This is a genomic window from Nonomuraea sp. AD125B, from assembly GCF_041402765.1.
GTDB lineage: Bacteria > Actinomycetota > Actinomycetes > Streptosporangiales > Streptosporangiaceae > Nonomuraea > Nonomuraea bangladeshensis.
In genome coordinates this window covers 1-14351 of sequence record NZ_JBGLOU010000016.1, presented here as the reverse complement: position 1 = coordinate 14351, position 14351 = coordinate 1, and the positions used below count along the sequence as shown (strand labels likewise).

The window sequence follows — 14351 nt, the reverse complement described above, 5'->3', positions numbered from 1 at the left end:
ACTGACATGTTGTGGAGAGTTACCTCGGCGTCATCGTGATCGTGGCCGTCGTCGCCCTGCTGGCGGCCGGCGGTCTCTTCCTGCTGCTGCGGCCGAGCCGTAAGGCCCCGCCGGTCAAGCCGCCCGAGACCCTCCCGATCCCGGAGGAGAAGGAGCAGCCGCCCGCGGCGGGCGAGGAGCGCGAGGGTGGCGCGACCACCACGCTGCCGCCGCCCGCCCCGCCCGCGGAGCCCATGGTCGTCGCCCCCGCGATCGAGGTGCCGCCGCCGTCCGCCGGCCGCATGGTGCGGCTGCGCTCGCGGCTGGCCCGTTCGCAGAGCGCGCTCGGGCGCGGCCTGCTGGAGCTGCTGTCCCGCGACCGGCTCGACGACGAGGTGTGGGACGAGATCGAGGAGCGTCTCATCACCGCCGACGTCGGCATCGCGCCGACGCAGGTGATCGTCGAGGAGCTGCGCACTCGCGTCAAGGTGCTGGGCACCCGCACGCCCGCGGAGGTGCGGGAGCTGCTGCGTGAGCAGCTGCTCGCCCAGATCGACCCCGATCTCGACCGCACCCTGCACGTGCAGAAGCACGGCGAGCGGCCGGCCGTGGTGCTCGTCGTCGGCGTCAACGGCACCGGCAAGACCACCACCACGGGCAAGCTCGCGCGGGTGCTGGTCGGCGACGGCAAGAAGGTCATGCTCGGCGCCGCCGACACCTTCCGCGCCGCCGCGGCCGACCAGCTCCAGACGTGGGGCGAGCGCGTGGGCGCCGACACCGTGCGCGGCCCCGAGGGCGCCGACCCGGCCTCGGTGGCCTTCGACGCGGTCGCCAAGGGCATGGAGGAGCACGTCGACACGGTCATCGTCGACACGGCCGGCCGCCTGCACACCAAGACCGGCCTGATGGACGAGCTGGGCAAGGTCAAGCGGGTCATCGAGAAGAAGGCCACGGTCGACGAGGTGCTGCTCGTCCTCGACGCGACCACCGGGCAGAACGGCATGCGCCAGGCCCAGGTGTTCGCCGAGGTCGTCAACATCACCGGCATCGCGCTGACCAAGCTCGACGGCACCGCCAAGGGCGGCATCGTGATCTCGGTGCAGCGGGAGCTGGGCGTCCCGGTCAAGCTCGTCGGGCTCGGCGAGGGCCCCGACGACCTGGCGCCGTTCGACGCGGAGGTCTTCGTGGACGCGATTCTGGGTGAGTGATCGATTACGGTCAGGACCTATCAGGTCATGTAAGGGCCCTTACCAGAAGATGCCTTGATGGGTGAGTTTTGCGTGTGCTGACATGTACCGGTCATCAATGATCCTCTGGTCATGAGCACGTGAAAGGGCGCCACCATGAAGAAGATCGTCGTTCACCGGCCAGGAACCATGAAGGTCACGGCCGCGGCCGCGCCGAGGCACATGTCCTGAGCCGACCGCGCCGGCGCCTCCCCGCACAGAGGCGCCGGCCGCACCGGAAGAGGTCGCGTGAACACGATCGTCATCGACGCGGACCGCCGCGTCGCAGGCCCCTACACCTTCGCCGCCGCGCTCCTCGGCCGCCTCGTCCCCGAGGCGCTGGAGAGCGGGTCCGGGCTGCCCGCCGCGTACGACATCGAGATCAGGGCGGCGGCGCCCGCCCTGCGGCCCCTCGTGCCGGCCCGCAGGCGCTCGCTGGCCGACGCGCTGCCCCGGTCCCAGCGGGTGCTGGTTCCCGGGGCGCGGCGTACGCTCCGGCTGGCCAACGGGCTCGCCGAGTTCGTCCGCGACCACCTGGTGAGGACGGGCCCGCTCGCGGTCACCGTCACGAACCTGGCCGAGGCCGACCCCACCGACGCCGAGCTGGTCGCGGTGCTGCGCCGCCGGCTCGACCCCGCGTTGCTGCGGATCGAGGAGGGCCCGTCCGCGCCGTCGGCGGGGCCGCTGCCCGAGGACTTCGACCGCTACCGCGACGAGGGCTTCCACCACGCCATGGCGGAGTCGGGGCTGGCGAGGCTGCGCGCGACGGCGTACGAGGACGACCCCGGCGGCTGGGAGCGGCTGCTGCAACGCGTCGCCGGCGCGCTGGAGGCCGTCGAGCGCGAGGACGAGGCCCGCGCGCTCTACGACGAGGCCCGCCGCCGGGTCACCGACCCGAGGCACCGCGCCACGATGGCCTACGCCACGGCCATGATCCTCGTCCGACACCACGACCCGGCCCGGCGCGACCCCGAGGAGGCGCTGGCCTGGGTCAACGAGGCCGTCACCATCACCTCCCTGCTGCCCGACCCGCGCGAGCGCGCCTTCCACCTGGGCTTCGACCTCAACGGCAAGGCCCTCGTCGAGGTGCGCAGGGGCCGCGCGGAGGCCGCCATGGAGCTCGTCGAGCGGGCGATCGACCTGGCCGAGACCGACCTCGCCGGCGAGCACCCGATCCACCGGCTCGTGCTGTACGCCAACCGCGCCCAGCTCCACGCCATGGCCGGTCGGCATGAGGAGGCGCTGGCCGACTACGGGCGGGCGATCGCCGCCGATCCCGGCTACCCCGACTACTACCTCGACCGGGGCAACCTGCTGCACAGGCTCGGCCGCCCGGCGGAGGCGCTGGCCGACTACGAGGCGGTCATGCGGCTCAGCCCGCCCTTCCCCGAGGCGTACTACAACCGTTCCGAGCTGCGTTACGCGGCGGACGATCTGGCGGGCGCCCGCGCCGACCTGGACCACACGCTGGAGTTGGACCCGGCCTTCGCCCCCGCCTACGTCAACCGGGCCGGGATCCACGCGGCGACCGGGGCGTACGCGCTGGCCAGGAAGGACGCGCAGGCCGGGCTGGCGGCCGCGCCGCGCGACCCGCACCTGTTGTGCGTGCTCGGCCAGGTCGAGCAGGCCGAGGGCCACCCCGAGCAGGCGCGGGCCGCCTACGACCGGGCGCTGGAGCTGGACCCGCGCCTGGTGGCAGCATGGGCCGGCCGCGCCGAGCTGGCCCACGAGCGCGGCGACCACGAGGGCGCCCTGGCCGACCTGGACCGCGCGCTCGCCGTGGAGGAGAGCGCGGAGCTGCTGTTCAACCGGTCGGTGGTGCTGCGGGCGGCGGGCCTGCCCGAGCGGGCGCGCCGGGATCTGCTGCGCGCCGCCGACCTGGCGCCGGGCGACGAGGACGTGGGACGCGCGCTGACCGAGGTGTGAGTCGGCGTCCGCACGGGGTACGTGGCGGCGATGGGCAAGATCCTCGTCGGCACCGCGTCGTGGACGGACAAGTCGCTGCTCGCCTCCGGCTGGTATCCGCCGGAGGCCAGGACCCCTGAGGCCAGGCTGGCCCACTACGCGAGCCGCTTCCCCCTCGTCGAGGTGGACGCCACCTACTACCACCCGCCCGCGCGGCGCACCGCCGAGCTGTGGCGCGAGCGCACGCCGGACGGGTTCACCTTCAACGTCAAGGCGTTCTCCCTGCTCACCCAGCACCCGACCCGGCCGGACGCGCTGCACAAGGACTTACGCGTGGCGCTCGGCGACAGCCCCAAGCGCACGCTCTACCAGCGCGACCTGCCGCCGGAGATCGTGGAGGAGGTGTGGGACCGGTTCCTGAGCGCGCTCACGCCGCTGCACGAGGCGGGGCGGCTGGGCGCTTTACTGTTCCAGTTCCCGCCGTGGTTCCCGCCGGGGGAGAGCAACCGCCGCTATCTGCTGCGCTGCCGCGACCGGTGCCGGCCGATGCGGATCTGCGTCGAGTTCCGCAACGCCGCCTGGATGGACGACGCGCACCGGGAGGACACGCTCGACTTCCTGGCCGCGCACGACCTGCCGTACGTGTGCGTGGACATGCCGCAGGGGCACCCGTCGTCCGTGCCGCCCGTGCTCGCCGCCACCTCGGACCTCGCCGTCGTCCGCCTGCACGGGCACTCCGAGCGGTGGACGAGCAAGGTCATCGAGGAGCGGTTCGGCTACCTGTACGACGAGGACGAGCTGCGCGACTGGGCGCAGCGCATCGCCGGACTGTCGGAGCGGGCGGCCGTGACGCACGTGCTCACCAACAACTGCTGCGGCGACAACTCCCAGCGCAACGCCGCCCGGCTGGCGGAGCTGCTGGGCGCGGACCGCTGAGCGGCGCTACTGGTCCAGCCAGGCGCTATTGGTCCAGCCAGCGCTATTGGTCCAGCCAGGCGCGCAGCTCGGCGAGGTGCGGCTCGATGTCGAGCGACTGCGCGGCGAGCCAGTCGGGGTTGCCGTAGGTGCCCTTGTAGCGGTCGCCGCTGTCGCAGACGAGCGTGACGACGCTGCCGCGCTCGCCCGCCTGGCGCATCTCGTCGACGAGCTGCACGCAGGCGGCCAGGTTGGTGCCCGTGGAGCCGCCGACGTCGAGCCCGGTGACCTCGCGGGTCCAGTGCATGGCGGCGATGGAGCGGGCGTCGGGCACCGCGATCATGCGGTCGATGACCGACGGCTGGAACGACGGCTCGACGCGCGGCCGGCCGATGCCCTCGATCCGCGAGCCGGGCGCGGTGAGCGTGGCGTCGCCGGTGGTCCAGCTCGGGTAGAAGGCCGAGCCCTCGGGGTCCACCACGGCGAGGCGCGTGGGGTGGCGACGGTAGCGGATGTAGCGGCCGATGGTGGAGGAGGTGCCGCCGGTGCCCGCCCCGACGACGATCCAGGCCGGCTCGGGGTGCGGCTCCATCGCCATCTGGGAGTAGATGGACTCGGCGATGTTGTTGTTGCCGCGCCAGTCCGTGGCGCGTTCGGCGTAGGTGAACTGGTCCATGAAATGGCCGCCGGTCTCGGCGGCCAGGCGGTGAGATTCGTCATAGATCGTGGCGGGGTCGCGTACGAGATGACACTTGCCGCCGTAGAACTCGATGAGGTGGATCTTCTCCGGCGAGGTGGTGGCGGGCATCACCGCGATGAAGGGCAGGCCCAGCAGCCTGGCGAAGTAGGCCTCGCTGACCGCCGTGGAGCCGCTGGAGGCCTCGACGACGGTGGTCGTGGGCCCGATCCAGCCGTTGGCCAGACCGTAGAGGAACAGAGAGCGAGCGAGTCGGTGTTTGAGTGAACCTGTAGGGTGCACCGACTCGTCTTTCAAGTAGAGGTTTACTCCCCAGTGCGAGGGCAGCGGAAAGACGTGAAGGTGTGTGTCGCAACTCCGGTTGGCATCGGCCTCCACCTTGAGTATGGCCTCCGCCACCCAGCGGCGCGTACGCGAGTCGTGACGGTCTACGAAAATCATGCTCTTACGCTATCCCCTGTGATGCTGGCCACTATTACTGCGGAATTGGGTGGGTAGTGTTATGATAACGAGACTTGTCCGGCCGTGGACGTGATGATGCACGCCGCGAGCAGATGGACGGAAACCCCTTCTGACCTTGGCGGACTCTCGCTAACGCGTCCCTTAGCAGGGACTTGCCATGATGAGAACGTCGGCAGACGGCCTTTGCCGAGACGGGGGACAGCGCAAGGGGGAATGAAACTTTGATCACCATGACCGATGAGCAGCGCCAGGACTGGTTCGAGCGCGATGTCGTGCCCGTGACGTCGCAGCTTTTCGCGTCCGCCATGCGCTTGACCCGGAACGCCGCCGACGCGGAGGACCTCGTCCAGGAGACGGTGGCCAAGGCGTACACGTCCTACCACCAGTTCCGTGAGGGCACCAACCTCAAGGCGTGGCTGCACCGCATCCTCACGAACAACTTCATCAACGACTATCGCAAGAAGCAGCGTTCGCCGAAGCTGTCCGCGGCCGAGGAGATCGAGGACTGGCAGCTCCACGCCGCCGAGTCGCACAGCTCGACGGGTCTGCGCTCGGCCGAGACCGAGGCGCTCGACCGGCTGCCCGACAGCGTGGTGATGAACGCGCTCCGTTCCCTGCCGGAGGACTTCCGGGTGGCCGTCTACCTGGCCGACGTGGAGGGGTTCGCGTACAAGGAGATCGCCGAGCGGATGGGCACGCCCATCGGCACCGTCATGTCCCGCCTGCACCGGGGCCGTCGCCAGCTCCGCGGCATGCTGGAGGACTACGCCCGCGAGGAGGGCGCGCTGCGCGTGCCCAGCCAGCGCGCCGCCTGAGCGCTCACGCGCCCAGGGACAGATGAAGGCGGACGCGCAGCACGCCGCCTTCCGCGCGCAGCTCCACCAGGTCGCAGAGCTGCCTGCTGATCCAGAGCCCGTATCCCCTGGGGGACTCGGGCTCGGGTGGTATGTAGCCGGGTAAGGGGTCGTCCAGAGCCCCGCCGGGGTCGGCGATCTCACAGATCAGCTCGCCGCCGGCGTTCCACATCGTGATCGTGCCGAACCCGGCGCCGTGCTCCACGCTGTTCGCGGCGATCTCCGAGACGCTGATGACCAGCGACGTCACCAGATCGCCGGCCATCCCGGCGGTCCGCGCCCACTCGCCGACGCTGTGGCGCAGCCGTCTCAGCTCGCGGGCGGTGAAGCGGATCGTCACCGCGCCGGGCCCCGGGTCGGGCAGCGGCCCGCGGTCGCCGCTCAGCACCAGCTCTCCCGGCGGGACGAAACCGGCGCTCGGCGTCTCGCCCGCCGCGTCGAGCAGCAGCGGATGGTTGACCTCGCGGTACTCCAGCGCGGCCGGGGGAGCCCGGCGCAGGTCGTACATGCAGAACAGCAGGGCCGCGTAGGGGGCGAGCGCCGCGTTGAGCACCGACTCGTGGCGGATCAGCTCGCGGACCTCGCGCTCGCTCCTGCCCTCCCAGACCGGCTCGCCGACGACGAGCGTGCGCCGGCCCCGGGCGTAGTCGTGCAGGGCGGCCACGGTGCGGTAGGGGTGCGCGTACCAGGAGGCCGCCACCCGCCGGTCCACGTGCCCGGCGTCGCGGCCCAGGGCGTCGGTCAGCCGGTCCAGGTTGTCGGGGCAGGCGATCACCAGGACGCGCCGGCCCTCGGTCAGGGCGGTCCGCACGCGCGGCACCACGAGCCGGACATAGGCGTCCTCGGAGTCGTACGGCACGCCGACGTGCCTCAGACCCTCGCCATTGATCCGTGCCCGGTCGGGCCGCACGGGCGAAACGTAACAAGCGCGCCGGGGCTACGCAACGGCTATCAGGGCCACCGCGCCGAGCGCGCATGCCACGCCCGTCACCTGGATGCCGTTCAGCCGCTCCCCGAGCACCCGCCTCGCCAGCAGCAGCGTGCTGGCCGGGTAGAGCGAGACGAGCACGGCCACGAGACTGAGCAGCCCCTGCCGCTGCGCCAGCAGGTAGAGGACGTTGGCGACCATGTCCAGGACGCCCGCCGCCACGATCACGCGCAGCGCCCCCGCCCCCGCCTGTGGCCGCAGCGCGCGCCCGGTGGCGAGCGCCACCAGCGTCACCGCCGTCACCGACGACAGGCGCGCCCCGACCAGCGGCCACAGCCCGGCGTCCGAGGGGGCCATGGCGAGCAGGATGAAGAACCCGCCGAACCCGGCGCCGGCCAGCAGCGCGGTCGCGAGCCCGCCGGAGGGGCTCTTCTCTCCGCCGGCCGAGCGGTCCTGGCTGACCAGCAGCACTGAGCCGAGCGCCAGCGCCACGCCCACCAGCGCCCAGAACTCCGGCCGCTCGCCGGTCGCCAGCCCGAACAGCACCGGCAGCGCCGCCGAGGTCACCGCCGTGGTCGGCGCGACCACCGACATCACGCCCGTGGCGAGCGCCCGGTAGAACAGCGCCAGCCCGGCCGCGCCCGACAGCCCGGCGGCCAGGCCCCACAGCAGCGCCGGCCCGCCGGGCGTGCCGGGCAGCACCGGCAGCAGGACGAGGATCAGCGCCAGACCGGCGAGCTGCGAGAGCACGACGACCGCGAGGACCTGGGTGCGCCGGGTGGCCAGGCCGCCGAAGAAGTCGGCGGTGCCGTACACCACCGCGCAGGCGGTCGCGAGGATCACCGCGGTCATCCGTCAGCTCCTTCCGGGAGTCCAATGTGTTGCTCATCCAGTACAACACATTGAGTGCAGTGCGTTGTCCCTGAATATCACTACACTGCACTGCATGGAAGACCCCGAGCTCATGAACCAGGCCATCGCCAGCAACGTCCGCTACCTGCGCTCCTACCGGGGGCTCACGCTGGACCAGCTCGCCGCCCGGTCAGGCGTGAGCCGGGGCATGCTCGTCCAGGTCGAGCAGGGCCGGACGAACCCCAGCGTGTCCACGCTCACCAGGATCGCCTCCGCCCTCGGCGTGACCGTGGCCCGGCTGGTCGAGGTCGGCGACGCGCCCGTGGTGCGCATCGTCGACAAGTCCGACGTGGTCACCTTCACCCAGGACGGGGTGCAGGCCCGGCTGCTCGTCGGCGCCGACTCGCCGATGATCCTGGAGCTGTGGGACTGGCGCATCGCCCCCGGCGACCACCACGACGGCGACGCCCACCCGCCCGGCACCCGCGAGATGGTGACCGTCCTGGAGGGCGAGCTGACCCTCACCGTGTACGGCAAGAGCCACGTCGTCGGCAAGGACGACGCCGTGCTGTTCACCGCCGACCGCCCCCACCGCTACGCCAATCAGGGCACCGCCGAGCTGCGGATCGTCATGGTCGTCGCCGAGCCGCGCGAGACGCATGACCAATAACGTCGAACGGCCTGCGGATCACCCGCCGGAGTTTCATGATTACCCCGTGTCCTGGACAGCCGCAGGTAGGAGGTGGCGTATGAGTGAGGCCCGAGCGGCGACGGAGAAGCTGCACGCCGAGCTTCATGGCCGGGGCGTCGTCAGCGCGTACGAACTGGGCGACGACGAGACCATCCCCGTGTGGATCGGACTGGTCGTGCGCTATAGAGATGGTTTTTACCGATGGCAGGAAGGACTGGTGAAACGTCGGCATCTGGGTACGGATCCGGTCGGATGTGCCATACGCGTGGCGCGCCGCTACCAGGAATTGCAGGCCGATATCCCACTCTGGTGGGACGACCTGGCCAGGGAGCTGCGGGGGACGCCGGCCCGGGACTATCCATGATGTGAGCCCCCCGCCTGTGGCGCCTCGGGGGGAATCATGCGTGTATGGGCCTTGCCGCTGGCCCTGCTCGCCCTGGTGGCCTGCGTCACCCAGTCGGCGGCGCACCGGCGCGCGGCCAGGCCGCCCGCGATCGTGCCGATGCGGGCGGCCCACGTCGATCCCGAGCGGCTCGCCAAGCGGCTGGCGGCCATCCAGCCCGGCTGGCCGCGCACCCGCTCGTACGACTGCGGGCGGATCAAGTGCGTGGCCCTCACCTTCGACGACGGGCCGGGCGAGCACACCGGCCGGCTGCTGGACATGCTCAGGCGGCGCGGCGTCCTGGCCACCTTCTTCGTGCTCGGCCAGATGGTGGCCGCCGACCACGGCCCGCATCTCGCCCGGCGCATCGTGCGCGAGGGCCACGAGATCGGCAACCACTCCTGGAGCCATCCGGCGCTGACCGGGCTGTCCGACGATGGGGTACGGCGCGAGCTGCGGCGCACCGGGGAGCTGGTGCGGCGGCTCACCGGGGTGCGGATGCGGCTCATGCGGCCGCCGTACGGGGCCACCGACGCGCACGTGGCCAGGGAGGCCCGCCGCGAGGGCCTGGCGCAGATCCTGTGGAACCTCGACACCCTCGACTGGCGCGACCGCGTCTCCGAGATCGTGGCCCGGCGGGCGGGGCGGGCCAAGGCCGGCTCGATCGTCCTCATGCACGACATCCACCCCACGACCGTCCGGGCCGTGCCCCACCTGCTGGACACGCTCGCCCGCAGGGGGTTCACCTTCGTCACGGTCTCCGAGCTGTACGGCCGCCCGCCCGTGCCCGGCAGGGAGTACACCGAGCGCCGGTGATCGGATTGCCGCCCTGTCGGTGCGACGTGGCACTCTGGCGGCATGGGTTTCACCGGTTTTCCCGACGAGGCGTTCCTGTTCTACGAGGGACTTGAGGCCGACAACTCCAAGACCTACTTCGCCGAGCACAGACGCGGTTACGAGGAGGCCGTGCGGGCGCCCATGCTCGCGCTCACCGACGAGCTGGCCGCCGAGTTCGGGCCGGCCCACCTGTTCCGGCCGCACCGGGACGTGCGGTTCGCCAAGGACAAGTCGCCGTACAAGACGCATCAAGGGGCGTTCGTCGAACGCCTGCCCGGCATCGGGCTCTACGTGGAGATCAGCGCGGCGGGCCTGTACGTCGCAGGCGGCTGCTACACGCAGGCGTCCGACCAGGTCGCCCGCTACCGGGCGGCCGTGGACGAGGACCTGTCGGGGAAGCCGCTCGCGGCCCTCGCCGACGCCCTCACGGCGGCCGGCTACGCCGTGGAGGGCGCGCGGCTGAAGACCCGGCCGCGTGGCTTCGACGACGACCATCCCCGCATCGGGCTGCTGCGCCACAAGTCGCTGTACGCGGGCATCCGCTTCGACCCCGAGCCCTGGGTGTCCACGGCCGGGGCGCGGGAGCGGGTGGCGGCGGCGTGGCGCGACTTCGCGCCGCTGGTCGACTGGCTCTGCGCCCACATGCGGGGCAGCGAACTGCCCCGCCGATGAGCGTCGGGCCCGTTGTGCGGGCACTCAGCCCTGCGCGCGGGCACTGAGCGCTGCGCGCGAGCGACAGGCCCGCTGACGTGCGGCTCAGGCCCGCTGTGCGCGGGTGTCAGGCGCGCTTGGCGCGGGCCGCGGCGCGGGCGCGGGAGGAGGCGTCGAGCACGACCTTGCGGATGCGCACCGCGTCGGGGGTGATCTCCACGCACTCGTCCTCGCGGATGAACTCGAGCGCCTGCTCCAGCGACAGCACGCGCGGCGGGATCACCTTCTCGGTCTCCTCCGAGGTGGAGGAGCGCATGTTGGTGAGCTTCTTCTCCTTGGTGATGTTGACGTCCATGTCGTCGGAGCGGGAGTTCTCCCCGACGATCATGCCTTCGTAGACGTCGGTGCCGGGGGAGACGAACAGCGCGCCGCGCTCCTGCAGGTTGAGCATCGCGAACGCCGTCACCGGGCCGGAGCGGTCGGCCACCAGCGAACCGCTCGCGCGGGTGCGCAGCTCGCCGAACCACGGCTCGTACGAGTCGAACACGTGGTGCACCAGGCCGGTGCCGCGGGTCTCGGTGAGGAACTCGGTGCGGAAGCCGATCAGGCCACGCGCCGGCACCACGAACTCCATCCGGATCCAGCCGGTGCCGTGGTTGGTCATGTGCTCCATGCGGCCCTTGCGCACCGCCAGGAGCTGGGTGATCGCGCCGAGGTATTCCTCGGGGCAGTCGACCGTCAGCCGCTCGACCGGCTCGTGCACCTTGCCGTCGATCTCCTTGGTGACCACCTGCGGCTTGCCGACGGTCAGCTCGTAGCCCTCGCGGCGCATCTGCTCGACCAGGATGGCCAGCGCCAGCTCGCCGCGGCCCTGCACCTCCCAGGCGTCGGGCCGGTCGGTCGGCAGCACGCGCAGCGACACGTTGCCGACGAGCTCCTTCTCCAGGCGGTCCTTCACCATGCGGGCGGTGACCTTCGTGCCCTTGGCCTTGCCGACCAGCGGCGAGGTGTTGGTGCCGATCGTCATCGAGATGGCCGGCTCGTCGACCGTGATCAGCGGCAGCGGGCGCGGGTCCTCGGGGTCGGCCAGCGTCTCACCGATCATGATGTCGGGGATGCCGGCGATGGCGATGATGTCGCCGGGGCCCGCCTCCTCGGCCGGCTTACGCTCCAGCGCCTCCGTCATCATCAGCTCGGTGATCTTGACACGCTGGATCGAGCCGTCGGTGCGGCACCAGGCCACCTGCTGGCCCTTGCGGATCTGGCCCTGGTGGACGCGGCAGAGCGCGATACGGCCGAGGTAGGAGGAGGCGTCGAGGTTGGTGACGTGGGCCTGCAGCGGGGCGCTCGGGTCGTAGGTGGGCGCCGGGATCGTCGACTTGATGATGTCGAACAACGGCTCCAGGTCTTCGGAGTCGGGCATGCCGCCGTCGTCGGGACGGTTCATGGAGGCCCGGCCGGCCTTCGCCGAGGCGTAGACGATCGGGAAGTCGATCTGCTCCTCGGTGGCGTCGAGGTCCATGAACAGCTCGTAGACCTCGTCCACGACCTCCCTGATGCGGGCGTCGGGACGGTCGACCTTGTTGATGCAGAGGATGACCGGCATCTTCGCGCCCAGCGCCTTGCGCAGCACGAAGCGGGTCTGCGGCAGCGGCCCCTCGGAGGCGTCGACCAGCAGCACCACGCCGTCCACCATCGACAGGCCGCGCTCGACCTCGCCGCCGAAGTCGGCGTGGCCGGGGGTGTCGATGATGTTGATGGTCATGCCGCCGTGCTGCACGGCGGTGTTCTTCGCGAGAATGGTGATGCCCTTCTCGCGCTCGAGGTCGTTGGAGTCCATGACGCGGTCGTCGACGTCCTGGTTGGCGCGGAAGGCCCCGGACTGCCAGAGCATCGCGTCGACCAGTGTGGTCTTGCCGTGGTCGACGTGCGCGATGATCGCGATGTTCCGCAGGTCGTCGCGGCTGTTCAGAGGCATGATGACTTCTCGCTCTTTGTCGTGGGGGCGGCCGCGCGAACTCGCGACCCACCAATTCTAGTTGATTCCCTTCTGTGGGCAGGTTCGGTCGCCCGTCCCTCCGGGGACGCACCTACATACCCGGCTGCACATTTGTACGCATGGCAAGCGCGGGCCCGCTCCCTAAATTGGCGGGCATGACGTGGACAGAGCTGGTGACGGCGTCGGCGCCGATCAAGGGCGACGATCCGGCGGTGAGCGACGTCAGGACCGGCGAGGTGCTGTCGTACGCGGGGTTCGTGCGGCGGGTGACGCGGGCCGCGGCCGGGTTGCGTCACCACGGCCTGCGGACCGGCGACCACGTGCTCGTCGACGTGCCGCTCGGTGCCACGCTGCCGGTCGCCGTCCACGCCGTGGCCTGGGCCGGCGGCGTCACCGTGCTCGGCAACGCAGGCAAGGCCCGCATGATGATCACCCAGGGCTTCCACGACCCGTCCGCCGTACAGGTCGAGCAGGTCTTCTCCTTCCAGCGCGCGCCGGGCGCCCGGCCGTTCGGCGACCTGCTGACCGCAGGGGCCGTCGAGTTCGGGCCGCTGGCGGGGCCGGCCATCGCGTTCGACGGAGGGCGGGTGCTCGACCACCTGCAGCTCGCGGGCGATCTGCGGCGGCTCGCCACCCGGCTCGTCATCGACAAGGACGACGTCGTCGTCAGCGCGGTCAGCGAGCCCTTCCGCGGCCTGCGGGTCATCGATCTGGCCATGATGGCGGGGGCCCACGTCGTGGTCGCCCACGACCCCAGCTTCGTCGGGTGCCGCGTGCTCGCCGAGGAACGGCGGGCGACGGTGGTCGTGGCGCCGTACGACATGGCCAGGCGGCTGCTCGGCGATCCGCTGCTGCGGGTCGTGGACGAACGCGCGATCGTGAGCTCACTCGGCCTGTGAAAGTGCGACACTGCTGTGGGAGAGTGTGATCCTTCCGCGACACAGGGTGACCGCATGCCAGAGCCCCCCAGGCACAACCTGCCGGCAGAGCCCAACCGGTTCGTCGGGCGTGAGCGTGACCTCGACGACCTGCGCGGGCTGTTCGGGCGGACGCGGGTCGTCACCCTGTGCGGGGTGGGGGGCATCGGCAAGACGCGGCTGGCGCTGCGGGTCGCGGCGGGGTTGACGGGCGCGTACCCGGACGGCGTCTGGCTGGTCGAGCTGGCCCGGCTCGGGCGGGGTGAGCTGGTCGTCCCCGAGATCGCCCGCGTGCTGGGTGTGCGGGCCGAGACCGGGCGGCCGCTGCTCGACACCGTGACGGCCCGGCTGCGCGATCTGCGGTGTCTGCTGCTGCTCGACAACTGCGAGCACCTGGTGGACGCCTGCGCCGAGGTGACGGCGGGGCTGGTGGCCGCCTGCCCGCGCCTGAGCGTGCTCGCCACCAGCCGGGAGCCGCTGCGCATCGCCAGCGAGCTGATCTGGCGCGTCCCCCCACTCGACCTTCCCGACCCGGACCTCGCCCTGGACGCTGACCCAGAAGCCGGCCCGGACCTCGCCCTGGATCCTGACCTGGAAGCTGACCCGGACCCCCACCCTCATCCCGTCCCGGGTTCTGCCGCCGCCCTCGCCTGCCAGCACGGCCCCGCCGCCCCGCCCCCTGCATGGCCCCTTCCCGAGCGGGAGCCCGGCTCCGCCGGTGCGGGCGACCGCGGTCAGTCACCACCGGGCAAGGCGCCCCCTGAGGCAGCCGGGGCCGCTGCCGGCGACGGCGGGAGCTTAGGAAGAGGAGGGCCGGCCGGCGGGGGGCCGGGCGCGGCGGCTCGTGGTGGGGAGGCCGCGAGCGGTGCGGAACAGGACGTGGGCGGTGGGACGCGGAGCAGGGCGGGCAACCTCGGCGGCGAGGTGCTGGGCGCCGGTGGTGGTGCGGCGCGCGAGGCGAAAGACGGCGGGAGCACGGCGCGCGGTGGGGTGGGCGCTGACGCCGGCGAAGGCGCGGCCGCTGAGGTGATGGGGCGGAGGGACGGGGTTGAGGAG

General features: G+C 71.8%; 14 protein-coding genes. 10 read left to right on the top strand and 4 right to left on the bottom strand.

Features of this window, described 5'->3' with window-relative positions:
* Positions 1-11 precede the first annotated feature (11 nt).
* From ftsY to ACBR40_RS35380, 3 genes are all read left to right on the top strand, one after another.
* Positions 12-1187 carry a signal recognition particle-docking protein FtsY gene (ftsY, locus tag ACBR40_RS35390; protein ID WP_344206504.1) on the top strand — a complete coding sequence of 392 codons (1176 nt, stop codon included), beginning with the start codon at positions 12-14 and terminating at the stop codon, positions 1185-1187.
* Positions 1188-1454: 267 nt separating this feature from the next.
* Positions 1455-3131, top strand: coding sequence for a tetratricopeptide repeat protein (locus ACBR40_RS35385; RefSeq protein WP_371251564.1), 1677 nt, complete (start codon positions 1455-1457; stop codon positions 3129-3131).
* A gap of 30 nt (positions 3132-3161) precedes the next feature.
* Positions 3162-4046, top strand: coding sequence for a DUF72 domain-containing protein (locus tag ACBR40_RS35380; protein WP_371251563.1), 885 nt, complete (start codon positions 3162-3164; stop codon positions 4044-4046).
* A 43-nt stretch (positions 4047-4089) separates the two neighbouring features.
* Here the strand turns inward: ACBR40_RS35380 and ACBR40_RS35375 are convergent, their stop codons facing one another.
* Positions 4090-5163, bottom strand: coding sequence for a PLP-dependent cysteine synthase family protein (locus ACBR40_RS35375; RefSeq protein WP_344206507.1), 1074 nt, complete (start codon positions 5161-5163; stop codon positions 4090-4092).
* Positions 5164-5414: 251 nt separating this feature from the next.
* Between ACBR40_RS35375 and ACBR40_RS35370 the strand changes: the two genes are divergently transcribed.
* Positions 5415-5999 (top strand): sigma-70 family RNA polymerase sigma factor, encoded by a 585-nt coding sequence (locus ACBR40_RS35370; protein WP_371251562.1) that lies wholly within the window; start codon positions 5415-5417, stop codon positions 5997-5999.
* Positions 6000-6003: 4 nt separating this feature from the next.
* On the opposite strand, the gene ACBR40_RS35365 is transcribed toward ACBR40_RS35370, so the two are convergent.
* Positions 6004-6948: an anti-sigma factor RsbA family regulatory protein gene (locus tag ACBR40_RS35365; protein ID WP_371251561.1), complete on the bottom strand. Its 945-nt coding sequence runs from the start codon at positions 6946-6948 to the stop codon at positions 6004-6006.
* Between the two features lie 27 nt (positions 6949-6975).
* Positions 6976-7818 (bottom strand): EamA family transporter, encoded by an 843-nt coding sequence (locus ACBR40_RS35360; protein ID WP_371251560.1) that lies wholly within the window; start codon positions 7816-7818, stop codon positions 6976-6978.
* Positions 7819-7912: 94 nt separating this feature from the next.
* Here ACBR40_RS35360 and ACBR40_RS35355 point away from each other — a divergent pair, with 94 nt between their 5' ends.
* The 4 genes from ACBR40_RS35355 (at position 7913) to ACBR40_RS35340 (ending at position 10400) form a co-directional block, all read left to right on the top strand.
* On the top strand, positions 7913-8488 hold the full coding sequence (locus ACBR40_RS35355; protein ID WP_344206511.1) for an XRE family transcriptional regulator: 576 nt from the start codon (positions 7913-7915) through the stop codon (positions 8486-8488).
* A gap of 79 nt (positions 8489-8567) precedes the next feature.
* Positions 8568-8873 (top strand): hypothetical protein, encoded by a 306-nt coding sequence (locus tag ACBR40_RS35350; protein ID WP_344206512.1) that lies wholly within the window; start codon positions 8568-8570, stop codon positions 8871-8873.
* 36 nt (positions 8874-8909) lie between these two features.
* Positions 8910-9707 carry a polysaccharide deacetylase family protein gene (locus tag ACBR40_RS35345; protein ID WP_344206513.1) on the top strand — a complete coding sequence of 266 codons (798 nt, stop codon included), beginning with the start codon at positions 8910-8912 and terminating at the stop codon, positions 9705-9707.
* Between the two features lie 42 nt (positions 9708-9749).
* Entirely contained in the window at positions 9750-10400 is a 651-nt protein-coding gene (locus ACBR40_RS35340) for a DUF2461 domain-containing protein (RefSeq protein WP_371251559.1), read from the top strand.
* A gap of 106 nt (positions 10401-10506) precedes the next feature.
* Here ACBR40_RS35340 and typA read toward each other — a convergent pair whose 3' ends face one another.
* On the bottom strand, positions 10507-12357 hold the full coding sequence (gene typA, locus ACBR40_RS35335) for a translational GTPase TypA (protein ID WP_344206515.1): 1851 nt from the start codon (positions 12355-12357) through the stop codon (positions 10507-10509).
* Between the two features lie 176 nt (positions 12358-12533).
* Here typA and ACBR40_RS35330 point away from each other — a divergent pair, with 176 nt between their 5' ends.
* A complete protein-coding gene (locus ACBR40_RS35330; RefSeq protein ID WP_371251558.1) occupies positions 12534-13277 on the top strand; it encodes an AMP-binding protein in 744 nt (247 codons plus the stop codon).
* A gap of 54 nt (positions 13278-13331) precedes the next feature.
* The coding region (locus ACBR40_RS35325) for an AAA family ATPase (RefSeq protein WP_371251557.1) at positions 13332-14351 on the top strand (1020 nt) is incomplete at its 3' end.